The organism is Amaricoccus sp. (assembly GCF_017993425.1).
Taxonomy (GTDB): domain Bacteria; phylum Pseudomonadota; class Alphaproteobacteria; order Rhodobacterales; family Rhodobacteraceae; genus Amaricoccus.
In genome coordinates, this window is the sequence record NZ_JAGOMQ010000030.1 from 22,365 (window position 1) to 45,695 (window position 23,331).

The 23,331-nt window shown below is 71.1% G+C and carries 20 protein-coding genes and 1 pseudogene; 17 read left to right on the forward strand and 4 right to left on the reverse strand.

Translation table 11 applies throughout. The features are described 5' to 3' along the window. The first annotated feature begins 10 nt into the window (after positions 1-10). The 5 genes from KBB57_RS14330 (at position 11) to KBB57_RS14350 (ending at position 5,082) form a co-directional block, all read left to right on the forward strand. Positions 11-1,042 (forward strand): L-idonate 5-dehydrogenase, encoded by a 1,032-nt coding sequence (locus tag KBB57_RS14330; RefSeq protein WP_290751456.1) that lies wholly within the window; start codon positions 11-13, stop codon positions 1,040-1,042. 21 nt (positions 1,043-1,063) lie between these two features. Continuing rightward, the gene (locus KBB57_RS14335) at positions 1,064-1,993 is read left to right on the forward strand and encodes a sugar kinase (protein WP_290751459.1); all 930 of its coding nucleotides are present in this window, start codon (positions 1,064-1,066) and stop codon (positions 1,991-1,993) included. A 32-nt stretch (positions 1,994-2,025) separates the two neighbouring features. After that, positions 2,026-3,096, forward strand: a complete 1,071-nt coding sequence (locus KBB57_RS14340) for a DctP family TRAP transporter solute-binding subunit (protein WP_290751462.1) — start codon at positions 2,026-2,028, stop codon at positions 3,094-3,096. 178 nt (positions 3,097-3,274) lie between these two features. Further along, positions 3,275-3,802, forward strand: coding sequence for a TRAP transporter small permease (locus tag KBB57_RS14345; RefSeq protein WP_290751465.1), 528 nt, complete (start codon positions 3,275-3,277; stop codon positions 3,800-3,802). Next, positions 3,802-5,082 (forward strand): TRAP transporter large permease, encoded by a 1,281-nt coding sequence (locus KBB57_RS14350; RefSeq protein ID WP_290751468.1) that lies wholly within the window; start codon positions 3,802-3,804, stop codon positions 5,080-5,082. Before KBB57_RS14345 ends, KBB57_RS14350 begins: the two co-directional genes overlap by 1 nt. 107 nt (positions 5,083-5,189) lie before the next feature. Here KBB57_RS14350 and KBB57_RS14355 read toward each other — a convergent pair whose 3' ends face one another. Together KBB57_RS14355 and KBB57_RS14360 are read right to left on the reverse strand one after the other, a co-directional pair. Further along, a complete protein-coding gene (locus KBB57_RS14355) occupies positions 5,190-5,495 on the reverse strand; it encodes a hypothetical protein (protein WP_290751470.1) in 306 nt (101 codons plus the stop codon). Positions 5,496-6,169: 674 nt separating this feature from the next. Then, positions 6,170-6,487 carry a DUF2934 domain-containing protein gene (locus tag KBB57_RS14360; RefSeq protein WP_290751474.1) on the reverse strand — a complete coding sequence of 106 codons (318 nt, stop codon included), beginning with the start codon at positions 6,485-6,487 and terminating at the stop codon, positions 6,170-6,172. 164 nt (positions 6,488-6,651) lie between these two features. Between KBB57_RS14360 and KBB57_RS14365 the strand changes: the two genes are divergently transcribed. Genes KBB57_RS14365 through KBB57_RS14375 form a run of 3 tightly spaced genes read left to right on the forward strand, consistent with a single transcriptional unit; the run spans position 6,652 to position 10,024 of the window. Further along, positions 6,652-7,299 carry a DUF6766 family protein gene (locus KBB57_RS14365; RefSeq protein WP_290751476.1) on the forward strand — a complete coding sequence of 216 codons (648 nt, stop codon included), beginning with the start codon at positions 6,652-6,654 and terminating at the stop codon, positions 7,297-7,299. Between the two features lie 2 nt (positions 7,300-7,301). Beyond that, entirely contained in the window at positions 7,302-7,940 is a 639-nt protein-coding gene (locus KBB57_RS14370) for a cysteine hydrolase family protein (RefSeq protein ID WP_290751478.1), read from the forward strand. 26 nt (positions 7,941-7,966) lie between these two features. Beyond that, positions 7,967-10,024 (forward strand): NAD(+) synthase, encoded by a 2,058-nt coding sequence (locus tag KBB57_RS14375; protein WP_290751481.1) that lies wholly within the window; start codon positions 7,967-7,969, stop codon positions 10,022-10,024. Positions 10,025-10,126: 102 nt separating this feature from the next. Here the strand turns inward: KBB57_RS14375 and KBB57_RS14380 are convergent, their stop codons facing one another. Further along, complete coding sequence (locus KBB57_RS14380; RefSeq protein ID WP_290751483.1) at positions 10,127-11,137, reverse strand: LacI family DNA-binding transcriptional regulator; 1,011 nt, start codon at positions 11,135-11,137, stop codon at positions 10,127-10,129. A 103-nt stretch (positions 11,138-11,240) separates the two neighbouring features. Between KBB57_RS14380 and iolG the strand changes: the two genes are divergently transcribed. The 4 genes from iolG to KBB57_RS14400 all read left to right on the forward strand — a co-directional run bounded on the left by iolG (position 11,241) and on the right by KBB57_RS14400 (position 15,745). Then, positions 11,241-12,251: an inositol 2-dehydrogenase gene (gene iolG / locus KBB57_RS14385; RefSeq protein WP_290751485.1), complete on the forward strand. Its 1,011-nt coding sequence runs from the start codon at positions 11,241-11,243 to the stop codon at positions 12,249-12,251. 193 nt (positions 12,252-12,444) lie between these two features. Next, on the forward strand, positions 12,445-13,368 hold the full coding sequence (gene iolE / locus KBB57_RS14390) for a myo-inosose-2 dehydratase (protein ID WP_290751488.1): 924 nt from the start codon (positions 12,445-12,447) through the stop codon (positions 13,366-13,368). Further along, a complete protein-coding gene (locus KBB57_RS14395; protein WP_290751491.1) occupies positions 13,365-14,531 on the forward strand; it encodes a Gfo/Idh/MocA family oxidoreductase in 1,167 nt (388 codons plus the stop codon). The genes iolE and KBB57_RS14395 overlap by 4 nt, the downstream gene beginning before the upstream one ends. A gap of 212 nt (positions 14,532-14,743) precedes the next feature. Beyond that, positions 14,744-15,745 carry a Gfo/Idh/MocA family oxidoreductase gene (locus KBB57_RS14400; RefSeq protein ID WP_290751494.1) on the forward strand — a complete coding sequence of 334 codons (1,002 nt, stop codon included), beginning with the start codon at positions 14,744-14,746 and terminating at the stop codon, positions 15,743-15,745. Between the two features lie 57 nt (positions 15,746-15,802). On the opposite strand, the gene dnaE is transcribed toward KBB57_RS14400, so the two are convergent. Further along, a complete protein-coding gene (gene dnaE, locus KBB57_RS14405; protein ID WP_290751497.1) occupies positions 15,803-19,243 on the reverse strand; it encodes a DNA polymerase III subunit alpha in 3,441 nt (1,146 codons plus the stop codon). A gap of 476 nt (positions 19,244-19,719) precedes the next feature. Here dnaE and KBB57_RS14410 point away from each other — a divergent pair, with 476 nt between their 5' ends. The 5 genes and pseudogenes from KBB57_RS14410 (at position 19,720) to KBB57_RS14430 (ending at position 23,258) form a co-directional block, all read left to right on the forward strand. After that, positions 19,720-20,589, forward strand: a complete 870-nt coding sequence (locus tag KBB57_RS14410) for a hypothetical protein (RefSeq protein ID WP_290751500.1) — start codon at positions 19,720-19,722, stop codon at positions 20,587-20,589. Positions 20,590-20,663: 74 nt separating this feature from the next. Next, positions 20,664-21,395 (forward strand): heme ABC transporter permease, encoded by a 732-nt coding sequence (locus KBB57_RS14415; protein WP_290751503.1) that lies wholly within the window; start codon positions 20,664-20,666, stop codon positions 21,393-21,395. Further along, positions 21,392-21,577, forward strand: coding sequence for a heme exporter protein CcmD (gene ccmD, locus KBB57_RS14420; RefSeq protein WP_290751529.1), 186 nt, complete (start codon positions 21,392-21,394; stop codon positions 21,575-21,577). The genes KBB57_RS14415 and ccmD overlap by 4 nt, the downstream gene beginning before the upstream one ends. A 209-nt stretch (positions 21,578-21,786) precedes the next feature. Beyond that, positions 21,787-22,326, forward strand: coding sequence for a DsbE family thiol:disulfide interchange protein (locus KBB57_RS14425; RefSeq protein ID WP_290751505.1), 540 nt, complete (start codon positions 21,787-21,789; stop codon positions 22,324-22,326). A 213-nt stretch (positions 22,327-22,539) separates the two neighbouring features. Further along, a pseudogene (locus KBB57_RS14430) lies at positions 22,540-23,258 on the forward strand (alpha-amylase family glycosyl hydrolase). Positions 23,259-23,331: the final 73 nt, after the last annotated feature.

Genomic DNA, 23,331 nt, shown 5'->3' on the forward strand with positions numbered 1-23,331 from the left:
AAAGCACCTCATGCGCGGCGTCATCCTCCATGCCCCGAAGGACCTGCGGATCGAGCCGGTCGCCGAGGAGGCCCCGGGTCCGGGCCAGGTCCGGGTGGCGATCCGGGCCGGCGGGATCTGCGGCTCGGACCTGCACTACTACAACCACGGCGGCACGGCTTCGATCCGCATCCGCGAGCCGATGGCGCTCGGCCACGAGATCGCCGGCACGATCGCCGAGGTTGGGGCAGGCGTCGAAGGACTCGCCCCCGGGATGCGGGTCGCCGTCAACCCCAGCCGCGCCTGCGGCCGCTGCATCTATTGCCAGGCGGGCAGGCAGAACCAGTGCCTCGACATGCACTTCATCGGCAGCGCCATGCGAATGCCCCACGATCAGGGCGGGTTCCGCCAGAGCCTGACGGTCGAGGCCGCCCAGGCCGTGCCGATCGCCGACGCGCTCTCCTTCGGCGAGGCCGCGATGGCCGAGCCGCTGGCGGTCTGCCTGCATGCGGCGCGGATCGCCGGGCCGCTGATCGGCAGGCGGGTGCTGATCACCGGCGCGGGTCCGATCGGCAACCTGGTCGTGGTCGCGGCCCGGCTCGGCGGCGCCCGCGAGATCGTCGTGACCGACCTCGACCCCTTCGCCCTCTCGATCGCCGAGCGCGTGGGCGCCACCACCACGCTCGACCTCGCCGCGGACCCGGAAGCGCTGGCGCCCTACGCCGCCGGCAAGGGGGTCTTCGACGTGCACTTCGAGGCGTCCGGCAGTCAGGCGGCGCTGCGCGGGGCGCTGCCGGTGGTGCGGCCGGGCGGCGTCGTCGTGCAACTCGGCCTCGGGGGCGACTTCGCGCTGCCGATCAATGCGATCATCACCAAGGAGCTGCAGATCCGCGGCTCGTTCCGCTTCCACGAGGAGTTCGAGCTCGCCGTCGCCCTGATGGGCCAGGGGCTCGTCGACGTGAGGCCGGTGCTCACCCACACCATTCCCTTCGAGCAGGCGGTCGAAGCCTTCGAGACCGCCAACGATCGGAGCGTCGCCATGAAGGTTCAACTTTCTTTCTGAGCGCCAACAAGAGGAAAACCGATGCCGGTCTTCGCGAGTATTGGCGAATGCATGGTCGAGCTGAGCTCTGCCGGCGACGGCCTCTATCGTCGGGGCTTTGCGGGGGATACGTTCAACACGGCCTGGACGCTGCGGGGGCTGACCGATCCGGGGGCGATCCGGGTACGCTACGTGACGGGAGCGGGCAGCGACCCGCTCTCCGATGACCTCCTGCGCTTCATCGAGGGCGCCGGCATCGAGCCGGTGGCCCGACGGGTGACCGGCCGCACGGTCGGGCTCTACATGATCACCCTCGATGGCCACGAGCGGTCGTTCGCCTACTGGCGCGACACGTCCGCCGCCCGGTTGCTCGCCGAGGACAGAGCCGCCCTGACCCGGGCGCTGGAGGACGCGGACTGCGTCTATTTCTCGGGGATCACCCTTGCGATCCTGACGCCCGAGCACCGGCGGACGTTGCTCACGGCGCTCGACGCGGTGCGCGGGCGCGGCGGAATGGTCGCCTTCGATCCCAACATCCGGCCGGCCCTGTGGGCCGATCAAGCGGAGCTCCGCGCCGAGATCGAGGCGGGCTGCCGTGTCGCGACCGTGGCGCTGCCGACCTTCCCCGACGAACGGGACCTGTTCGACGATGCCTCTATCGAGGCCTGCGCTGCCCGCATCGCCGGCTACGGCGTATCGGAGGTGGTGGTGAAGAACGGAGCGGATCCCGCCCTCGTGTGCTTGGGCGAGGAGGCGGTCGGCATCCCTGCGATCGAGGTGGCCAACCCCCTCGATACGACGGGTGCGGGCGACAGCTTCAACGCCGGATATCTCGCCGCCCGCCTCGCCGGGGCCGCTCCCGTCGAGGCGACGCGCAACGGGCACCGAACGGCGGCGCGCGTGGTGCAGTCGCACGGCGCTCTCGTGGACCTGGCGGCGCTGCGGGCGCTGCGCGGCGGAGACGACCAATGACAACTCGAAGAAGTCACCCGAAGGAGGATGCGATGACGAAACTGGGGATAGAGCGCCGATCGAGCGATCTCGGGCAGGGCTGGAGTTGGCCCGTGTCGCGAAGGACGATGCTGGGCGCCATCTGCGCCGCGTTCGCGCTCTGGGTGGCTCCGGTCAGCCCGACCGCGGCGCAGGACGTCAAGGTGGCGAAGCTCGGCCACAGTTTCGCCGACAGCCATCCGCGCGCCGCGGCCGTGAAGTTCTTCGCCGAGGAGGTCGAGAAGGCCACGAACGGCAGCGTCACGGTGACGGTGTTCGGCAACGCCGCGCTCGGATCCGAAGAGAAGATGCTGATCGCGCTCCAGTCCGGCACGATCGACTTCTACATGGGATCGCTTGCGCCGATCGCCACGCACAAGAAAGAGCTCCAGATCTTCGATATCCCCTTCCTGTTCGAGAACGAGGAGCAGGCGGCGGCGGTGCTCGACGGCCCGGCGGGGACGGATCTTCTCGCCAGCCTCTCGGACATGCGCATGCACGGCCTCGTCTGGTCCGGCGGCGCCATGCGCAACCTGTCGAACAGCCAGCATCCCGTGGCGACGCTCGCCGACATGGAAGGGCTGAAGGTCCGGGTCATGCAGAGCCCGATGGCGCTGGCGAGCTTCAAGGCGCTCGGCATGAACGCCGTGCCGATGGCCTTCACCGAGGTCTACACCGCGCTCGAGACCAAGGCGCTGGACGGCTACGAGCATCCGTTCGTCGATATGTACGCGAACAATATGTACGAGGTGCAGGAGTACCTGACCGTCACCAACCACGTCTACACGCCGGTCGCTCTGGTCGCGTCGAGCAAGTTCTGGGACTCGCTGACGCCGGAGCAGCAGGCCGCCGTCCAGTCCGCGGCCGAGAAGACCCGGACCTTCCAGCGCGAGGCCGAGGACCGCGACGCCGCCGAGGCGCTCGGCAAGCTCGAAGCCGAGGGCATGGAGACGACCGTGATGCAGCCGGCCGACATCGAGGCGGTCCGCGCCGCCATCGAGCCGGTGGTGACCGAGAACATCGACGTCATCGGGAGAGACTTCGTCGAACGGTTCTACGCCGAGATCGCCGCGAACAAGAACTGAGCCACGCAATACAGGAACGGGTCGGCGAGGATCGCCGACCCGTTCCCGAAGCTCTCATACCGCTCCTGTAATCGACGCAGCGCCATAGTCCGGATGGCGGACACCGCTTGGCCAAGCTGCTCTGAAGGATCGAACGATGCGCGCACTCATAGATGCAGGTGTCAGCGGCTTTTACCGCATGATCGAAATACTTCTCGTCCTCTGCATGGCCGTAATGCTTGTCATGGTGTTCGGGAACGTCATGCTGCGTATGCTCTTCAATACCGGAATAGACATCTCGGAAGAGCTTCCCAGATTCGCCTTCGTGTGGATGACTTTCCTCGGGGGCATCATCGGCCTCTACCGCCGCAACCACCTCGGCGTCGACATCATCGTCCAGGCGCTCCCGATCGCAGGGCGCAAGATATGCTGGACGATCAGCCAGGTCGTCATCCTGATCTGCGCGCTCGTCATCTTCTACGGCACGTGGATGCAGCACGACATCCTGAAGATGACGCAATCCCCGGTCGCCGAGATCAGCATGCTGTGGGTCTTCGGCGTCAGCTACGTCACCGGCGCGGCGATCGCGCTGATCTGCGTGTCCAATCTCGTCCGGCTGGCCATGGGGGACATCCGCGACGACGAGCTGATCGAGGTTCTCGAGGAAGGCATGGACGAAGCCCTGGACGCGGCGCGCTCGACCCAGGCGCAGGAGGAGAAGCGCTGATGATCATCTTCGTCTTCATAGGATCGCTTCTCGGCCTCATGGCCCTCGGCATGCCGGTGGCTTTCGCGCTGATCGGCTGCGGCCTGGCCATGATGCTCTACATGGGCATCTTCGATCCTCAGATCGTCATCCAGAACATGTGGGACGGCGCCAACAGCTTCCCGCTCCTCGCCGTGCCCTTCTTCATGCTCGCCGGCGAGTTGATGAACGCCGGCGGGATGACGCGGCGCATCATCACGATGGCGATGGCCTGGATCGGCCATGTCCGCGGCGGGCTCGGCTACGTCGCGGTCATGGCCGCGATCGTCATGGCCTCGCTCTCGGGCTCGGCCGTGGCCGACGCGGCGGCGCTCGCCTCGGTGCTGGTGCCGCTGATGCGCAACGCCGGCTACGACATCAACCGGTCCTGCGGGCTGATCGCCTGCGGCGGCGTCATCGCGCCGGTGCTGCCGCCCTCGGTCGGGATGATCATCTTCGGCGTCGCGGGCGGGGTCTCGATCACCAAGCTCTTCCTCGCCGGGATCGTTCCGGGCATCCTGATGGGCATCGCCATCATGCTCGCCTGGCGCTGGAGCATCGGGCGCGACAACCCCAGCGTCGAGCCCACGCGCACCATGTCCGAGCGGCTGACCGAGACCCGCAAGGCCCTGTGGGCGCTGGTGATGCCCGTCGTCGTGATCGGCGGACTGAAGGCCGGCGCCTTCACCCCGACCGAGGCGGCGGTGATCGCGGCCGTCTACTCCCTGCTGATCGGCGTCTTCGTCTACCGCGAGATCAAGATATCCGACCTGTTCGGCCTGATGTATCGCGCGGCCGAGACGACGGCCGTGGTCATGTTCCTCGTCGCGGCCGCCGGCGTCTCGGCGTGGCTGATCACGACCGCAGCCATTCCGCAGCAGCTGGCTGCGATGGTCGAGCCGTTCATGGACAACAAGATCCTGCTGATGGCCGTGCTGATGCTGATCGTCTTCATCGTCGGCACCGCGATGGACTTCACGCCGACGGTGCTGGTCCTGACTCCGGTCCTGATGCCCGTCGTGCAGCAGGCCGGGATCGATCCGGTCTACTTCGGGGTGCTGTTCATCATGAACAACGCGATCGGACTGGTGACGCCCCCGGTCGGGACCGTGCTCAACGTCGTCTGCGGCGTGGCGCGGGCCCCGATGACCGGCGTCATCAAGGGGGTGGTTCCGTTCATGATCGCCCAGCTCACCGTTCTCGTGTTGCTGGTGCTCTTTCCGCAGATCGTGATCTGGCCGCTGGAGATGATGTCGAGATGAGCGCCGTTCGTCTGCCACCGGCTCGGTTCAACGCCGCAGCGCCCGCGGGACGGTCAGGCGACGGCGAGCATTTGTAGAAACCGCTGATCCCCTGCCCCGCAACCATCTCAAAATTGCGATCGGCCCGCCCCAAGGCGGGCCGTTTGCTTTCCGCCGAGACGCGAGGATTCCCGCCAGATCGCCCGAACATCGATCTGCAACTGCTCACCCTCGGGCGTCAGCACGATTTCCTTAACAAGCGAGCGCAGAACTTCCACGGCTTCCATCCGTTCGGCGTCGGACTCGCCGTCGAGCGCCGCGTACAGCTCGTCGACCCTGCTGTGATAGTGCGCCATGCTCGGATGCAGCAGGGGCGGCGGCTGCTCGGCCACGTGCAGCTGCGACCGAAGTTCCCGAGCTTCGAGTTCCTTCATCTGCCGCAGCAGACAAGTCGGCGGGCCGGGAGGAAGGTTCCGCGCGGCCGCCAGCCGCTCTGGGCCCGGGCCTCCTCTGGCCCGGGCGCTTTCCCTAAATAGTTTCCGGGAGGATCGGAGGCCGGAAACGACTCGTCGGCCTCCTCGTCGGTCTTCGTCCACTTCGACGGCGGCAGGTCCATCTCCTTGCGGCCGGCGGGGCGAACGTAGTCCGCATCCTTCGACCCGCATCCTTCGACCCCCTGCCCCATCGCCTTCTTCGCCGGGGTCCGCGACGCCCCGGCCCGCTTCCCCGGCGCCGCGGCCGCCGGCTCCCCGGCCCCCCCCTCGGGCCTACGGCATTCACACATCCCGGCTGAAGCCACGGATCGGGAGGAATGGGTCGCGACACTGACGCCCGACGGATTTGACCCGTGGCAAATCCGTCCGCGATCGCCCCTCGGGGGGCGAGCGCGATTCCGCGATCGCCGGGGCGATCACGGACGGATTGCGCGCGACGGGGAAATCTTTCGCCCCTGACGACCTCCGCGCCAACGCGCTCCGGTCGTCGGCGCGGCGAAAGCCGTGCTTTCGCTTGTCGCGCCGCAGCCTCGCGGGCGGAGCCCGCGTCGGTCGGTCGGCTATCGGCTTCATATCGTTCGGTCCATGGCGGCTGGAGGAGAAGTGTGAATTCGCTAGCCCTCGGGCAGGTCGGCGAGCTGCTGCGCGAAGCGGCCGCCCGCGTCCTCCTTCAGCTCGGGAGCGGGATCACGCTTCATGCCAGGGACCATGCCGGGGGCCGCGTCCTCGAACCCGGGCTGCACGGCGCGCGCCGCGTGCGACGGGTCCCCCTCGTCCGCCCCGGCGTACTCGCCGCCCCTGCCCTCCTCCACGATCTGCTTCGCCCGCATCCAGTGGTCGTGGTCGCGGCCATCGGGCCGGCCCTCGGCGTCCCGGACCGCATGGGCGACCCGGGCGATCTCGTCCGTCCTGGAAGTGTCGGCCGGCGTCATGGCAGTGCTCCTCACGCTGTGGAAGTCCGTTCAACGTTCGGGAGCGCTCCGGGTTTCGAGCCGTGCCGCCCGCCCCCCGCAAAGCCTTCCGCCCCGCGGCCGCCGCCTCGGGGGAACCGCCGGCAGACCCCCACGTTCTCCGGTGCTAAAGAGGGGAGACCCCAATGGCTGAGCTCCGAGACCCCGCGAGCGGCACCGCGAGGGCGCTGCGCGAGAACGGGCTGACGCTCGCGCTCGGCCTCCTCTTCGGCGGGGCCATCGTCGGCATGGCGCTCGCCGGGTGGAAGGCGCATGACGATTTCCTCCTGCGCCATGGCGCGCTCCCCACCGGGCTCCTCGCCTACCTCGCGAGCGGCGACTTCGTCTCGGCGGTGTTCGAGAACTGGGAGAGCGAGTTCCTGCAGATGGCCGCCTACGTGATGCTGACGGCCTTCCTGCTCCAGAAGGGCTCGGCCGAATCGCGCGACCCGGACGCGGGCGAGACGAAGGAGCCGCGGCCCCGCGGCATCGGCGGATTCCTCTACGCCTGTTCCCTCGGCATCGCCCTCGGCGCGCTCTTCGTCGCCGCGTTCCTGCTGCATCTCTGGGGGAGCTGCCGCGCCGCCGTCGCCGACGCGGCCCTCCACGGCGCCGCGCCGCCCACGGCGGTCCGGCGCCTCCTCGACGCCGGGTTCTGGTTCGAGTCGTTCCAGAACTGGCAGTCGGAGTTCCTTTCCACCGCCGTCCTCGTGGTCCTCTCGATCGTGCTGCGCTTTCGCGGCTCGCCGGAATCGAAGCGCGTGACGGCCCCGCACGCCAGCACGGGCCGCTAGCCATGGCGCGGAAGCCTACCCTGCGCGACGAGGCGCTGCCCGCCACGACGACGCATCTCTGCATCGACATGCAGCTCCTCTTCGCGCCGGGCGCGGAATGGGGGCTCGAATGGATGCCCCGCGTGCTGCCGCAGATCGTGCGCCTCTGCGAGCTCGGTCCGGAACGCACCATCTTCACCCGCTTCGTCCCGGCCCGGCGCCCCGGCGAGGGACAGGGCGCCTGGCGGAGCTACTACCGACGCTGGGCGTCGATGACGCTGGAGGCGCTCGGCGAGGACATGGCCGGCCTGATGCCGGAGCTCGCCCGCTTCGCGCCGCCGGCGGAGACGCTCGACAAGGCGGTCTACTCGCCCTGGTGGGGACCCGACCTGCGCAGCCGCCTCCAGATGCGCGGCTGCGACACGCTGGTCGTCACCGGCGGCGAGACCGACATGTGCGTGCTGGCGACGGTTCTCGGCGCGGTCGATCTCGGCTATCGAACGGTGCTGGTGCAGGATGCGGTCTGCAGCAGCTCGGACGAGAACCACGACGCGATGCTGGAGCTGTTCGCGGAACGCTACGGCCAGCACGTGGAGGTCGGCGAGACGGCCGACGTGGCCGAGCTGTGGCGCGCAGGGGAAGCGGGGGCGAGACGGTCTTGACGAAGACAGGCTTGACGAGGACGGGCATGACGAGGCGGCGCGGCGAGGGGTTCCGGTCCATGCACCGGCATGGCTTCGTCCGGGTGGCGGCCAGCATGCCGGGGGTGCGGACGGCCGACGTCGCCTTCAACCGCGACGCCATCCTCGCCGAGGCGCGCCGCGCCGACGCCGCGCGCGTGGACCTCGCGGTGTTCCCCGAGCTCTGCGTCTCGTCCTACGCGATCGACGACCTCCTGATGCAGACCGCGCTCCTCGACGCGGTGGAGGCGGCGCTCGAGGCGATCCGCGCGGCGAGCGCCGACCTCGCGCCGGTGCTGCTCCTCGGCGCGCCGCTCCGCCACGAGGGGCGGCTCTACAACGCCGCGGTGGCGATCGCGCGCGGCGAGATCCTCGGGGTGACGCCCAAGAGCTACCTGCCGAACTACCGCGAGTATTACGAGAAGCGCTGGTTCGCCCACGGCCGCGACGTCGCCGGCGCGACGATCCGCGTCGCGGGGCGCGACGCCCCCTTCGGGTCCGACCTGATCTTCGAGGCCGACGACCTGCCCGGCTTCGTCTTCCACGTCGAGATCTGCGAGGACTTCTGGTCCGCCGTCCCGCCCTCGACGCTCGCCGCGCTCGACGGCGCGACGATCCTCGCCAACCTCTCCGCCTCGAACATCACCATCGGCAAGGCCGACGAGCGCCACCTGCTCTGCGCCTCGCAGTCGGCGCGGGCGATGGCCGCCTACGCCTACTCCGCCGCCGGCCCGGGCGAGAGCACCACCGACCTCGCCTGGGACGGCCAGGGCGCCGTCTACGAGCTGGGCGAGCTCCTCGCCGAATCGGACCGCTTCCCTCGCGAGCCGCAGCTCGCCGTCGCCGACGTCGACACCGGCCGCATCCTCGCCGAGCGGATGCGCACCGGCACCTTCAACGACGCCGCCGGCGCGCTGACCTGGCGCCCCTTCCGCCGCGTGCGCTTCGCCCACCGCCCCGACCAAGGCGACATCGGGCTGATCCGCAAGCTCCGCCGCTTCCCCTTCGTGCCGAACCGCCGCGAGCGGCTGGACCAGGACTGCTTTGAGGCCTTCAACATCCAGGTCGACGGCCTGCGCCGGCGCTTCGAGGCGACGAGCGGCGATCACATGGTCATCGGCGTCTCGGGCGGCCTCGACAGCACCCACGCGCTGATCGTCGCCGCCAAGGTCTGCGACCGCCTCGGCCTGCCGCGCTCGACGATCCTCGGCTTCACCATGCCGGGCTTCGCCACCGGCGAGGCGACCAAGGGCAACGCCTGGCGGCTGATGCGGGCGCTCGGGGTCACCGGCGCGGAGATCGACATCCGCCCCGCGGCGCTGCAGATGCTGCGCGACATGGGTCACCCCTTCGCCGAGGGGACGCCCGCCTACGACGTCACCTTCGAGAACGTGCAGGCCGGGCTCCGCACCGACTACCTCTTCCGCCTCGCCAACCAGCGCCGCGGCTTCGTGATCGGCACCGGCGACCTCTCCGAGCTGGCGCTCGGCTGGTGCACCTACGGCGTCGGCGACCAGATGAGCCACTACGCGGTCAACGCCGGCGTGCCGAAGACGCTGATCCAATACCTGATCCGCTGGGCGGTCGCTTCGAACCAGTTCGACCCCGAGACCGACGCCGTGCTGGAGGCGATCCTCGGCACCGAGATCTCGCCCGAGCTGATCCCCGTGGCGGAGGGCGAGCCGATCCAGAGCACCGAGGCCAAGATCGGCCCCTACGAGCTGCACGACTTCTTCCTCTACCACATCCTGCGCTACGGACAGGCGCCGTCCAAGGTCGCCTTCCTCGCGCTGCACGCCTGGTCCGACGCCGGCAAGGGCCTCTGGCCGATCGGCTTCCCCGAGGAGGCGCGCCACGCCTACGACCTCGCGACGATCCGCAAGTGGCTGGAGGCGTTCCTGTTCCGCTTCTTCGAGATCAGCCAGTTCAAGCGCTCGGCGATCCCGAACGGCCCCAAGGTCTCCGCCGCCGGCGCCCTCTCCCCCCGCGGCGACTGGCGCGCCCCCTCCGACGCGACCGCCGCGCTGTGGCTGGAGGAGCTGCGCGAGAACGTGCCGGAGGAATGACCCCGGCGCGCGCCTCGCCCGCTCGGTGCGTCACATTCTCTTCTCCGTCACCGCCCCCCGAGAGCGCCACGACGGGACGCACCGTGTCCCTCCCCTGACCCCTCAGCAGTTCTCCCTCATGTATATCCGCACCGGCGTCACCGTCGCCGGCGGCGGCGCGTCGAGCCGGCCGAAATGCGCCGCGATCACCTCGACCGCCGTCCGCACCTCCAGCTCCGGGTTCTGGTCGATGATCGCGTCGATCCGCCCCTCGCGCAGCAGCTGCCGCCGCTCCTCCGTCAGCTCGTGCGTCACGAAGACCACGCCGCTCCGCCCCGCCGCCCGGATCGCGTCCACCACCGGCTGCGCCCCGGCGGAGGCGTTGTAGACCCCCGCGATCCCCGGATGCGCCTTCAGCGCCGCGAAGACCAGATCGCCCGCCCGCCGCCCCTGCTCCAGGCTCTGCAGCACCTCCAGCAGCCGCACCCGCGGATAGCGCGCGCCGAGCACGGCGCGGAACCCCGTCTCGCGCTCCTCGTGGCCCGCCATGCTCAGCATCCCGGCGATCATCACCACCTCGCCGCCCCCGGGCCCCAGCAGCCGCCCCATCAGGTCGCCCGCCACCCGCCCCGCCTGCCGGTTGTCCGGCCCGACATAGGTGCGCGCGCCGCCGCCGCGGATGTCGGTCGCCAGCGCGATCACCGGCTTCCCCTCCGCCGTCACCCGCGCCACCGCCGCCGCGATCCCGTCGTCCTGCGCGCTGCACAGCACCAGCGCGTCATGCTCCGGCGCCAGCGCCGCGATCGCCCGCGCCGTCCGCGCCGGCTCGGCCGGGGCGATGTGGCTGATCCGGAACTGCATGTTGAGATGCGGGAAATCGCGGTTCGCCGCCTCGAACGCCGCCTGCACCGCGGCATGGAACGGGTTCTCCCGCGGCTGGATCAAGACCGCCACCCGCAGCGTCCGCGCCGCGCGCTGGTCGAGCGCCCGGTCGAGCCGCAGCCGCCGCGCCGCCTCGAGCACCCGCCGCTCCTTCTCCGGCGCCACGCCGCCCCGGCCGTTCAGCACCCGGTCGACCGTCGCCGGCGACACCCCCGCCGCCGCCGCCACGTCCCGCGCCGTCGCCTTCGCCATCCCTGATGAGATCTCCTCAAGGCCGCCGTTCCTCGCCGGATAGCCCCGGCATATCCTCCCCGCAAGCCGGACGCATCCGCAACGCGGGCCGGAGGGAGGAACCATGACCGACATCGCCGTCTTCGGCGCCGGCCGCATCGGCCGCGTCCACGCGCTCAACGCCGCCGCGCAGCCCTCGCTGCGGGTGCGCTACCTCGTCGACCCGGGCGCCGGCGCCGGCCGCGACGACCTCGCCGCCCGCCTCGGCGCCGCGGTGGTCGAGGCGGGCGCCGTCTTCGCCGACCCGGCCATCGCGGGCGTCGTCATCGCCAGCTCCACCGACACCCACGCCGACCTCCTCGAGCGCGCCGCCGCCGCCGGCAAGGCGGTGTTCTGCGAGAAGCCGGTCAGCCTCGACTTCGCCGCCGTCGAGCGGGTCGCCGCCCGCGTCGCGGCCTCGGGCATCCCCTGCATGCTCGGCTTCCAGCGCCGCTACGACCCCGACTTCCGCGCCGTGCGCGACCGCATCGCCAGCGGCGCTTCCGGCGCGCTCGAGCACGTCGTCATGCACACCCGCGACCCCGCCCCGCCGCTGCGGACTTACGTCGAGCGCTCGGGCGGCATGTTCCGCGACCAGGCGATCCACGACTTCGACATGGCCCGCTACCTGCTCGGCGAGGAGATCCGCAGCGTCTTCGCGGTCGGCGCCTGCCTGATCGACCCGGAGATCGGCGCCGCCGGCGACATCGACACCGCGATGGTCACGCTCACCTCCGCCTCCGGCCGCTTCGTCCAGATGGTCAACTGCCGCCGCGCCCCCTTCGGCTACGACCAGCGGCTGGAGGCGATCTGCGCCCGCGAGGCGCTCTACGTCGACAACCGCCCCGCCACCACGATCCGCATCGGCGACGCCGCCGGCTTCCGCACCGCGCCCCCGGAGAGCTACTTCATCGAGCGGTTCGCCGGCGCCTACCACGCCGAGATGGCCGCCTTCGCCGACCTCCTCGCCACCGGCGCCCCGCCCCTCGCCGGCATCGCCGACGGCCTCGAGGCCCAGCGCCTCGCCGAGGCCGCCATCGTCGCCATGCAGACCGGCGCCCCCGTGACCCTGACCCCCGACTGGCGGCCAAGCTGAGACGCCGCATTAACCTTCGCGAACAAAGGTTTGATGGCCCGACAATCATGGTTGAATTCCAGCGGCTTGACCAGAATATCACGCGTGAGACCCGCGTCCGGTCACGGCCGCCCGACCGACTGGTCGGCCCCCGCCGGCCCGCCGGCGCCGGCCGATCCCGCCCGTGACCCGTCCGCTCCGAGGAGGCCCCCCCGTGACCGACCCCACCGCCCTCCCCGCCGGCGTCCGCCTCGCCGTCAGCCCGCTCTCCTGGGCGAACGACGTGCTCGAGGACCTCGGCGCCGACATCCCGCTCGCCACCTGCCTCGACGACGCCGCCGCCGCCGGCTACGCCGGCGTCGAGCTCGGCCGCAAGTTCCCCCGCGACGCGGCCACGCTCCGCCCCCTCCTCGACGCGCGCGGCCTCGCCCTCGCCTCCGGCTGGTGGTCGGGCGAGCTCGCCGGGCGCGGCGTCGCCGCCGAGATGGCGGCCATCGCCCCCCATGCCGGCCTCCTCCGCGCCCTCGGCTGCACGACGATGGTCTACGGCGAGACGGCGATGATGGCCCCCGGCGCCCCCCTCGACGCCCCCATGTCGCGCCGCCGGCTGATGCCCGCCGCCGACGTCCCCGCCTACGCCGCCCGCCTGACCGAGTTCGGCAAGCGCCTCGCCGGCGACTACGGCCTCGTCCCCGCCTACCACCACCACCTGATGATGGTCGCCGAGACCTTCGACGAGGTCTCCGCGCTCATCGACGCCGCCGGCCCCGAGCTCGGCCTCCTCCTCGACACCGGCCACGCCGTCGCCGCGGGCTTCGACTACGCCCGCCTGATCGACCGCTTCGGCGACCGCATCGTCCACATCCACCTCAAGGACGTCCGCCCCAACCGCCGGGCCGCCGTCCGCGCCGGCGACCGCAGCTTCAACGACGCCGTCCGCGCCGGCATGTTCACAATCCCCGGCGACGGCGCCGTCGACTTCGCCCCCCTCGCCCGCTTCGTGGCCGCCTCCGGCTACCGCGGCTGGCTCGTCGTCGAGGCCGAGCAGGACCCCGCCGTCGCCCCCCCGCTCCCCGCCGTGACCCGCGCCCGCGCCCACGTCCTCTCCACCTTCGCCAGCATCGCGAGCCCCGCATGACCCGCACGCTCAACATCGGCCTCATCGGCTCCGGCTTCATGGGCCAGGCCCATGCCGACGCCTTCCGCCGCGCCGCCACGCTCTACCGCGACCTCCCCGCCACCCCGCACCTCTACATGCTCGCCGACGCGACCGACGCGCTGGCCGCCGACGCCGCCGCGCGCTTCGGCTTCGAGCGCAGCACCGGCGACTGGCGGGCGCTGGTGAGCGACCCGGAGGTCGACGTCGTCGACATCACCTCGCCGAACGCCATGCACCGCGAGATGGCCCTCGCCGCCATCGCCGCCGGCAAGCACGTCTACTGCGAGAAGCCGCTCGCCGTGACCCTCGCCGAGGCCGAGGAGATGGAGGCCGCCGCCCGCAAGGCCGGCGTCAAGACCATGGTCGCCTTCAACAACATCAAGACCCCGGCCGCGATGCTGGCGAAGCAGCTGATCGACCGCGGCGATATCGGCACACCGATGCGCTTCCGCGGCTGGTTCGACCAGGGCTTCTTCAACGACCCCGACCTGCCCTTCTCGTGGCGGTGCAGCCGCCAGCAGGCCGGCTCCGGCGCCCTCGGCGACCTCGGCAGCCACGTCATCTCCGTCGCCCAGTACCTGATGGGCGACATCGAGAGCGCCATCGCCCAGGCCCAGACGTTCTTCCCGACCCGCCCCGTCCCGCAGGGCGGCTCCGGCTACGGCGCGAAGGCCGGCGCCGACGCCCCCCGCGCCGAGGTCGAGAACGAGGACCAGATCCAGACCCTCGTGCGCTTCGCCAGCGGCGCCGGCGGCGTCATCGAGGCCAGCCGCGTCGCCGCCGGCAAGGTCTTCGGCGTCTACTGGGAGGTCTCCGGCACCAAGGGCACGATCCTGATGGACGGCGAGCGCTTCAACGAGCTGAAGATCGCCCGCTTCGACGACCCCAAGCCCGACCGCGGCTTCAAGACGATCTACGCCGGCAGCCAGGTCCCCCAGTTCGGCGCCTTCTTCGGCTTCGACTTCGCCGGCGGCGGCCTCGGCTACTTCGACGTCAAGGTGATCGAGGTGCGCGACCTGATCGACGGCATCGCCGGCGACGGCGACTGCTTCCCGAACTTCGCCTTCGGCCTCGCCAACGAGCGCATCATCGACGCGATGGAGCGCTCCCTCGCCTCCCGCGCCTGGGAACCGGCCTCGTGATCCGACCCCCGGACCCTGCCCGCGCGTTAACCGCGCGTGAAAAAACGGCAAGCCGGATTCCAGCCGGATTCCAGCCACATTCCAGCCCGACTTTTTCCAGTGGTCCCAAGGGGATCGTCGCCCCTTGCGGCGATCGCCCGGAATCCGCCCGACACGGAGCCCGCCCATGACCTTCCCGACCGCTCTCCCCGCCTCCCGCGTCCCCCCCGCCGATGGACGCCCCGCCGCTGCGCTGGGGCATCCTCGGCTCCGGCTGGATCGCGGAGCAGTTCATCGCCTCCGTCCGCGCCCACACGCGCCAGGCGATCGCCGCCATCGGCTCCCGCTCGCAGTCGAAGGCCGAAGCCTTTGCCCGCGAATGGAAAATCCCCGCCGCCCACGGCAGCTACGAGGCGCTCGTCGCCGACCCGGACCTCGACGTCATCTACGTCGCCACCCCCCACAACCTCCACCACGCCCACGCCCTCCTCGCGCTACGCGCCGGCAAGCACGTCCTCGTCGAGAAGCCGATGGCCCTCGACCACGCCCAGGCCGCGGAAATGGTCGCGCTCGCCCGCGAAAAGAGCGTCTTCCTCGCCGAAGCTCTCTGGACCTACTTCCTCCCGAAATTCGACGTCCTGCAACAAATCTTCGACGCCGGAACCCTCGGCGACATCCGCTCGATCCACACCGAATACGGCGAATACTTCACCCGCGGCCACCGCATCTTCAACCCCCGCCTTGCCGGCGGCCCCCTCCTCGACCTCGGGACCTACCCCGTCTCCCTCCTGACCAAGCTCCTCGGCGTCCCGCAATCCGTCATCGGCGTCGCCCAACCCGACCCCAGCGGCGTCCACGGCCAGCTCTCCGTCATCCTGACCACCGCCTCCGGCGCCCAGGGCGTCATGTCCACCAGCCTCTACGGCTTCACCCCCACCAACGCCGTCATCGTCGGCTCCGGCGGAACCCTGCGTTTCGGCAGCGAGTTCAACCTCCCCGGCCCCTTCGAGCTCCGCTCCCCCGACGGCGCCACGATCTTCCGCTACGAAGAGCCCCCCGGCCGCCATTTCGAGGGCCTCTACTACGAGGCCGCCGAGGTCGCCCGCCGCATCGCCGCCGGCATGACCGAGACCCCCTGCCGCCCCCTCCAGGCCACCCTCGACGCCATGACCACCCTCGACATGATCCGCGCCGCCACGGGCATCGAGTTCAGCGCCGCCAGCCGGGAAGGCTGACAGAGGCGAGCGAATTCACCCCATCTTCCCGCACACTTGCGCGGCGATATTTAACCCTCAGCAATCCTCGACGTGGACGACGCCGGGGACGTGCCGCAGGGCGCCGACGACCTGCGGGGTGATCGGGAACGGATCCGGCAGGTCCATCTCGATCTCGACGTCCGGCAGGTCCGGCGCGAGCAGCACCAGCCGGATCGGCCCCCGCGCCGGCGCGCCCGCCGCGCGGGCGGCGGCGAGGCGCGCCGCGAGCGAGGGCGCGGCGCCGGGGTCGTTGACGAAGACCCTGAGCCCCGCCGGCACCGCGCCCGCGACCGCCGCGTCGATCGCCTGCACCGCCTTCGCCTGCATCCGCACGTCCTCGCCGTCGCAGGTCGCCTCGACGGCAAGGAGCACGCTCGCCCCCGGCGCCAGCAGGTCGCGCGCCGGATCGAGCACGTCCGAGAACATCCGCGCCTCGAAGAGCCCCGTCGGATCGCTCAGCCGCACGAAGGCGAACCGCGCCCCCCGCGCCGACTTGCGCAAATCCACCGCCGCGATCGTCCCGGCGATCCGCCCCATCGTCGCGCCGGTCTCCGCGGCCTTGCGCGCCAGCTCGGCGTAGCTCAGCACGCCCATCCGCGACAGCCGCGCCCGATAATCGTCGAGCGGATGCCCGGAGAGGTAGAACCCGACCGCCCCGTGCTCCTGCGTCAGCCGCTCCACCGGCGGCCAGTCGTCCGGCGACGGCAACCGCGGCGGCGCCAGCGTCGCCGTCGCCTCGCCGAAGAGGCTCACCTGCGCCGAGCTCCGCTCGTCATGCGCCGCCCCCGAATAGGCCATCAGCGCCTCGATGCTCTCGAAGGCCTTGCGCCGGTTGGAATCCAGCGCGTCCAGCGCCCCGGAGCGCGCCAGCATCTCCATCGCCTTCTTGCCGATCCGCCGCAGGTCGACCCGCGCCGCGAAGTCGAAGAGCCCGGTGAACGGCCCCGCCCCGCGCGCCGCCACGATCAGCCGCATCGCCTCGACCCCCACCCCCTTCAGCGCGCCCAGCGCATAGAGGATCGCGCCGTCCTCCACCGCGAAGGTCGCCGCCGAGCGGTTGACGCAGGGCGGCCGCATCCGGATCCCCAGCCGGTCGCATTCCTGCTTGTAGGCCCCGAGCTTGTCGGTCAGGTGGATGTCGCAGTTCATCACCGCGGCCATGAACTCGACCGGATAATTCGCCTTCAGCCACGCCGTCTGGTAGCTCACCACCGCATAGGCCGCAGCGTGGCTCTTGTTGAACCCGTAGTTGGCGAACTTGTCGAGCAGGTTCCAAACCTCCTCCGCCTTCGCCTTCGGCACCCCGTTCGCCTTCGCCCCGTCGATGAACAGCGGCTTCTGCGCGTCCATCTCCGCCTGGATCTTCTTGCCCATCGCGCGCCGCAACAGGTCCGCGCCGCCGAGGGAATAGCCCGCCATCTTGCGGGCGATCTCCATCACCTGCTCCTGGTAGACGATGATCCCTTGCGTCTCGTCGAGGACCCCGTCGATCGACGGATGCAGCCCCTCCCGCGGCTCCCGGCCGTTCTTGACGTTGCAGAACTTCGGGATGTTCTCCATCGGCCCCGGCCGGTAGAGCGCCACCAGCGCGATGATGTCCTCGATGCAGGTCGGCTTCAGCTGGCGCAGCGCGTCGCGCATCCCCGCGCTTTCCACCTGGAACACCGCCACCGTCTGCGCCGAGGCATAGAGCGCATAGGTCTTCTCGTCGTCGAGCGGGATCGCCCCGATGTCGACCGCCACCCCGCGCCGCCTCAGCAAGTCCAGCGCGTTCTGGATCACCGTCAGCGTCTTCAGCCCGAGGAAGTCGAACTTCACCAGCCCGGCCTGCTCGACCCATTTCATGTTGTACTGCGTCGCCGGCGTCTCCGAGCGCGGGTCGCGATAGAGCGGCACCAGCTCGACGAGCGGCCGGTCGCCGATCACCACCCCCGCCGCATGGGTCGAGGCGTTGCGCAGCAGCCCCTCCACCTGCGCGGCGATGTCGAGGAGCCGCTTCACCTGCGGCTCCCGCCGCGCCTCCTCCATCAGCCGTGGCTCGTCCGCCAGCGCCTTGGTCACCGAGACCGGCTTCACCCCGTCGAGCGGGATCATCTTCGACAGCCGGTCCACCTGCCCGTAGGGCATCTGCAGCACCCGCCCCACGTCCCGCACCGCCGCCTTCGACAGCAGCGCCCCGAAGGTGATGATCTGCGCCACCCGGTCGCGCCCGTAGCGCCCCTGCACGTAGGCGATCACCTCCTCGCGCCGGTCCATGCAGAAGTCGATGTCGAAGTCCGGCATCGAGATGCGCTCGGGGTTCAGGAACCGCTCGAACAGCAGCCCGTACCGCAGCGGGTCCAGATCGGTGATCGTCAGCGCATAGGCGACGAGGCTCCCCGCCCCCGACCCGCGCCCCGGCCCCACCGGAATGTCGTGCGCCTTCGCCCACTTGATGAAGTCGGCGACGATCAGGAAATACCCGGGGAAGCCCATCCCCTCGATCACCCCGAGCTCGAACTCCAGCCGCTCGCGATAGGCCTCCGGCGTCACCGAATGCGGGATGACCGCGAGCCGCGCCTCCAGCCCCTCCCGCGCCTGCCGCTTCAGCTCCTCGACCTCGTCCTCGGCGAAGCGCGGCAGGATCGGCTTGTGCTTCCGCGGCCGGAAGGCGCAGCGCCGCGCGATCTCCACACTGTTCTCCGCCGCCTCCGGCAGGTCGGCGAAGAGCTCGGCCATGGCCGCCGCCGGCTTCAGCCAGTGCTCCGGCGTCAGCCGCCGCCGCGGCTGCTGCTGGTCGACATAGGCCCCCTCGGCGATGCAGAGGAAGGCGTCGTGGGCCTCGTACATCCCCGGCGCGGCGAAATGCACGTCGTTCGTCGCGACCAGCGGCAGGTCGAGGTCGTAGGCGAGCCCGACCAGCCCCGGCTCCGTCGCCGCCTCGGCCGGGGTCCGCGGGGCGTCGTTCTCCGGGTGCCGCTGGATCTCGACATAGAGCCGCCCCGGGAAGATCGCCGCCAGCCGCTCGGCCAGCGCCCGCGCCTTCGCCGGCTGGCCCTCACGCAGCATCGCCCCGAGCGGCCCCTCCGCCCCGCCGGTCAGGCAGATCAGCCCCTCGGCATGGCCGGCGAGCAGGTCGAGGTCGATCTCCGGCACGGGCGCGAGGTAGGCCGCCGACGAGAGCGCCATCAGGTTGCGAAACCCCGCCTCCGACTGCGCCAGCAGCAGGACCGGCCGCGCCGCCGGCGGCCGGTCGCCGGGATGCGCGGGCGCCGCGAACGCGAGCGCAAGGTCGCAGCCGACGATCGGCTGCACCCCCGCCTTGGCGGCGTATTCCGAAAATTCCAGCGCCCCGAACAGGTTGCCCCGGTCGGTCAGCGCCATCGCCGGCGCCCCGTCGGCCTTGGCGAGCTTGACGAGGTCGCCGATCTGGATCGCGCCCTCGAGCAGCGAATAGACGGAGCGGACGCGGAGATGGATGAATCGGGGCTCGGGCATGGAGCGACCCTAGCCGCCCCGCCCGTCGGCGACCAGCGGGGCCGCACGCCCCGCGCACGCTCGCAGCCCGATCCTCGGGGACCACTGCGCCGGAGCGATCGGGTTGGAGCGGCGCGCCCCGGCGACGCCAGACGGATTCGACCCGCGTCAAATCCGTCCGCGATCGCCCTCCGAGGGCGAGCGCGTCGCCGCGCTCGCCGGGGCGCTCACGGACGGATTGCGCGCTTCCGCAGAAATCTGCGCCCCTCACGGCTTCCGCGCCACCGAGCTCCAGCCGTTGGCGCGGCGAAAGCCATGCTTTCGCTTGTCGCGCCGTGGCCTCGCGGGCCGAGCCCGCCTCGGTCGGCCGGCAATCGGCTTGGTTCGGTCTGTTAGAGAAGCGCAAATCCCTGCCCGCCCGATCCCGAACGTGGACCGGAAGCCAGAATCCTGCTAAGCTGTCCTCACCATTTTTCACCATGCATTGAGTCCGAATCATGAGTTCGGTCCCTCCTGACGCCCCGAAAAAGGAGCCCGCCAAATGGGCCCCGCCCGCGATCCTCGTCGCGGTCGCCTTCTTCCTCGGCCTCTTCGCCAGCACGATGGGCGCCGTCGCCACCGTCAAGGGCTGGTTCCGCGAGCCGCCGCTGCCCAAGGTCGGCGAGGAATACCTGATGATCGAGGTCGGCGAGGAAGGTCTCGACGGGACCCTGAAAGGCCTGCCGGAGCAGGTGCAGGGCCTTCGCATCGTCGTCCCCAAATGGCTCGACGACGCGCCGGCCATGGCCGACCGGCTGCGCGAGGTGTTCTGCGACGGCAACGAGGTGACGATGGAGGCCGCCTTCACCCCCGAGGAGGCCGACCGTCGTGACGCCCTGATCCAGGATTGCCGCGACAGCGCCGAGCAGACCCTGCTCGTCGGAACCTACGCGCTGCGCTCCTTCGATCCCACGATCCTCACCGGCCTCACCATCGACCTCGCGGTGCTGGAGAACGAGGCCGGCTACATGGACGCTTATGACGGCTTCGTCGCCGCGTCGCTCGACGCCGGCAAGAAATGCCTCGTCTGGGCGATGGACGAGGAATGCGTCGCCAACTGGACCTCCACCGAGGCGCTGGGCGACCTGCCCCCCGTCGGCCCCGGCGAGACCCTGATCGTGCCGATCTTCCTCGCCTCGATGTTCGGCTGGACGGTCAGCGACCCCGAAGACCCCGCCGCCGGGTCGTCCGCGCATGACGGCTGGGCCGCGCTGCCGATGCGCTTCCCGGCCAAGGTCTCGCTCGGCGACCGCACGCTGATCGCCGCGCCGCGCGCGATGCACGAGACGCCGAGCCTCCGCCAGGGCTTCTACGCCGGCCGCGGCTGAGCCTCGCAGCCGCGTGACCCCGCCGCGCCGGGCGCGCCTTGTGGACGCGGCCGGTTCGCGCTTAGAAGCGTTCCATGTCGCTCTGGAGATACGCCAATCCGGCCGAGTTCATGCGCGTGACCGGGCCGGTCATGCCGTGGCTCTGGGGGCTCGCCGCCGCCGCGCTGGCGCTCGGCCTCGGCTGGGGCTTCTTCGCCACCCCCGACGACTACGCCCAGGGCGCGACCGTCAAGATCCTGTTCATCCACGTCCCCGCGGCGCTGATGGCGATCAACGCCTGGCTGATGATGCTCGTCGCCTCGCTGATCTGGTTCATCCGCCGCCACCACGTCTCGGCGCTGGCCGCCCGCGCCGCGGCGCCGGTCGGCGCCACGATGACGCTGGTCGCGCTCGCCACCGGCGCGCTCTGGGGCCAGCCGATGTGGGGGACGTGGTGGGTCTGGGACCCGCGGCTCACCTCGTTCTTCGTGCTCTTCCTCTTCTACGTCGGCTACATCTCGCTCTGGGAGGCGATCGAGGACCCGGACAAGGCCGCCGACCTCGCCGCCATCGTCTGCCTCGTCGGGTCGGTCTTCGCGCTCCTGTCGCGCTACGCGGTGTTCTTCTGGAGCCAGGGCCTGCACCAGGGGCCGTCGCTCTCCATGGACGCGCGCGAGAACGTCGACGACACCTTCTACTTCCCCCTCCTCGTCGCCATCGCCGGCTTCGTCCTGCTCTTCGTCGCGCTGACCCTGACGCGGACCCGGACCGAGATCCGCGCCCGGCGCCTGCGGGCGCTCGAGGCGCTCGAGACGCGGGCCGCCTGATGCCCGACCTCGGCGCCTACGCGATCCCCGTCCTCGCCGCCTACGGCGTGACGCTCGCCCTCCTCGGCGGGCTGGTGGCGACCTCGCTCACGCGCGCCGCCCGCGTGCGCCGCGCGCTGGCCGAAGCCGAGGCGGCGCGCGCGGGCATGGGCGCACAAGCGGGGCGCAACGATGCGGCGTAGCCTCCTACTCGCGCGGGCCGAGGCGGCGCGCCGACGCGCAGGCGTGGGCGGCACGCAAACCCGAGGCGCAGCGATGCGGCGTAGCCTCCTCCTCGCCCGGATGCGCCGCCCCTTCGCCGCCGAGGCGGCGCGCGCGGCTGGCGCGGGCATGGCCGCCGCAATCGCAGGCGGCGCCGGGGCGGGCGGGCGTGACAAACCGGGGCGCAACGATGCGGCGTAACGTCCTCATCGCGCTGCCCCCCCTCCTCTTCCTCGCCTTCGCGGCGATCGCCTTCGTCGCCCTGAAGAGCGCCCACCGCGACGAGCTGCCGAGCGCGCTGACCGGCCATCCCGCCCCGTCCCTCGCCGGCGCCGGCGCGCTGGGCGACCTGCCGCAAGTCGACGACGCCATGCTGCGGTCGGGCGAGATCACGCTGGTGAACTTCTGGGCCAGCTGGTGCGGCCCCTGCCGGATCGAGCATCCCGAGCTGAAGGCGCTCGCCGCCGCCGGGGTGCGCGTCGTCGGGGTGAACTACAAGGACGACCCGGCCAAGGCGGCCGGCTTCCTCGCCGAGCTCGGCGATCCCTACGCCGCCGTCGCCACCGACCCCACCGGGCGGATCGCGCTCGACTGGGGCATCTACGGCGTGCCCGAGACCTTCGTCGTCGCCGGCGACGGCGCCATCCTCCTGCGCTACCCCGGCCCCCTCACCCCCGAGATCGTCACCGGCCGCATCACCCCCCTCCTCTCCGCCGCCGGCGGCAGCTGAGCCGCTACCGCTCCCTTAAGAAGCGGCAAGCCGGATTCCAGCCCCCACACTGCACGACGGTGGAGCCGAAGCCCGGCCGGGAGCACATCGCGACGCCGAGGCCAGACGGATTTGACCCGTGGCAAATCCGTCCGCGATCGCCCCGGCGAGCGCGTCGCCGCGCTCGCCGGGGCGATCACGGACGGATTGCGCGCTCCCGGAGAAATCCGGCTCGTGCTCGACCTCGTCGTCAACCACACCAGCGACGAGCACGCCTGGTTCGTCGAGAGCCGCGCCTCCGCCGACAACCCGCGCCGCGACTTCTACATCTGGCGCGAGGGCCGCGCGGACGGCCCGCCGAACGACTGGCGCTCGTTCTTCTCCGGCTCCGCCTGGAGCGGGACGCTGCGACCGGCGCCTGGTACATGCACCTCTCCGCCGAGGGCCAGCCCGACCTGAACTGGGAGAACCCCGAGGTGCGCGCCGAGGTCCACGACCTGATGCGCTTCTGGCTCGACAAGGGCGTCGACGGGTTCCGCATGGACGTCATCGCCTTCATCTCCAAGGACCCGGCCTTCCCCGACTACCCGCCCGAGCACCGGGCGCGGCCGGAATACTACCGACGGCCCGCGCCTGCACGAGCACCTCGCCGAGCTCCGCCGCGAGGTCCTCGCGCCCTACGACCGGCCGCGATCACGCTGCGCCACGCCCTGCCGGAACTCGTCTACGGCGACTACGCCGACCTCGCGCCGGAGCACCCGACGCTCTTCGCCTATTCCCGGTCGATCGACGGCGCCGGCGCGCTGGTGCTACTCAACCTCTCGCGCGAGACCATCGCCGCCGACCTGCCCGGCGCCCGCGCGGGCGAGCTCCTCGCCGGCAACCTCGACGCGCCTGCCGACCCGCGCCTCCTCCGCGGCTGGGAAGCCCGCGTCCACCGCCTGGAACGCTGACCCCGCGCCTGCGGAAGCCGCCCGACGCCGTCCTCGCTCTCCTCTCACTAGGTCCGGCCGGGCGTAAGTCCCC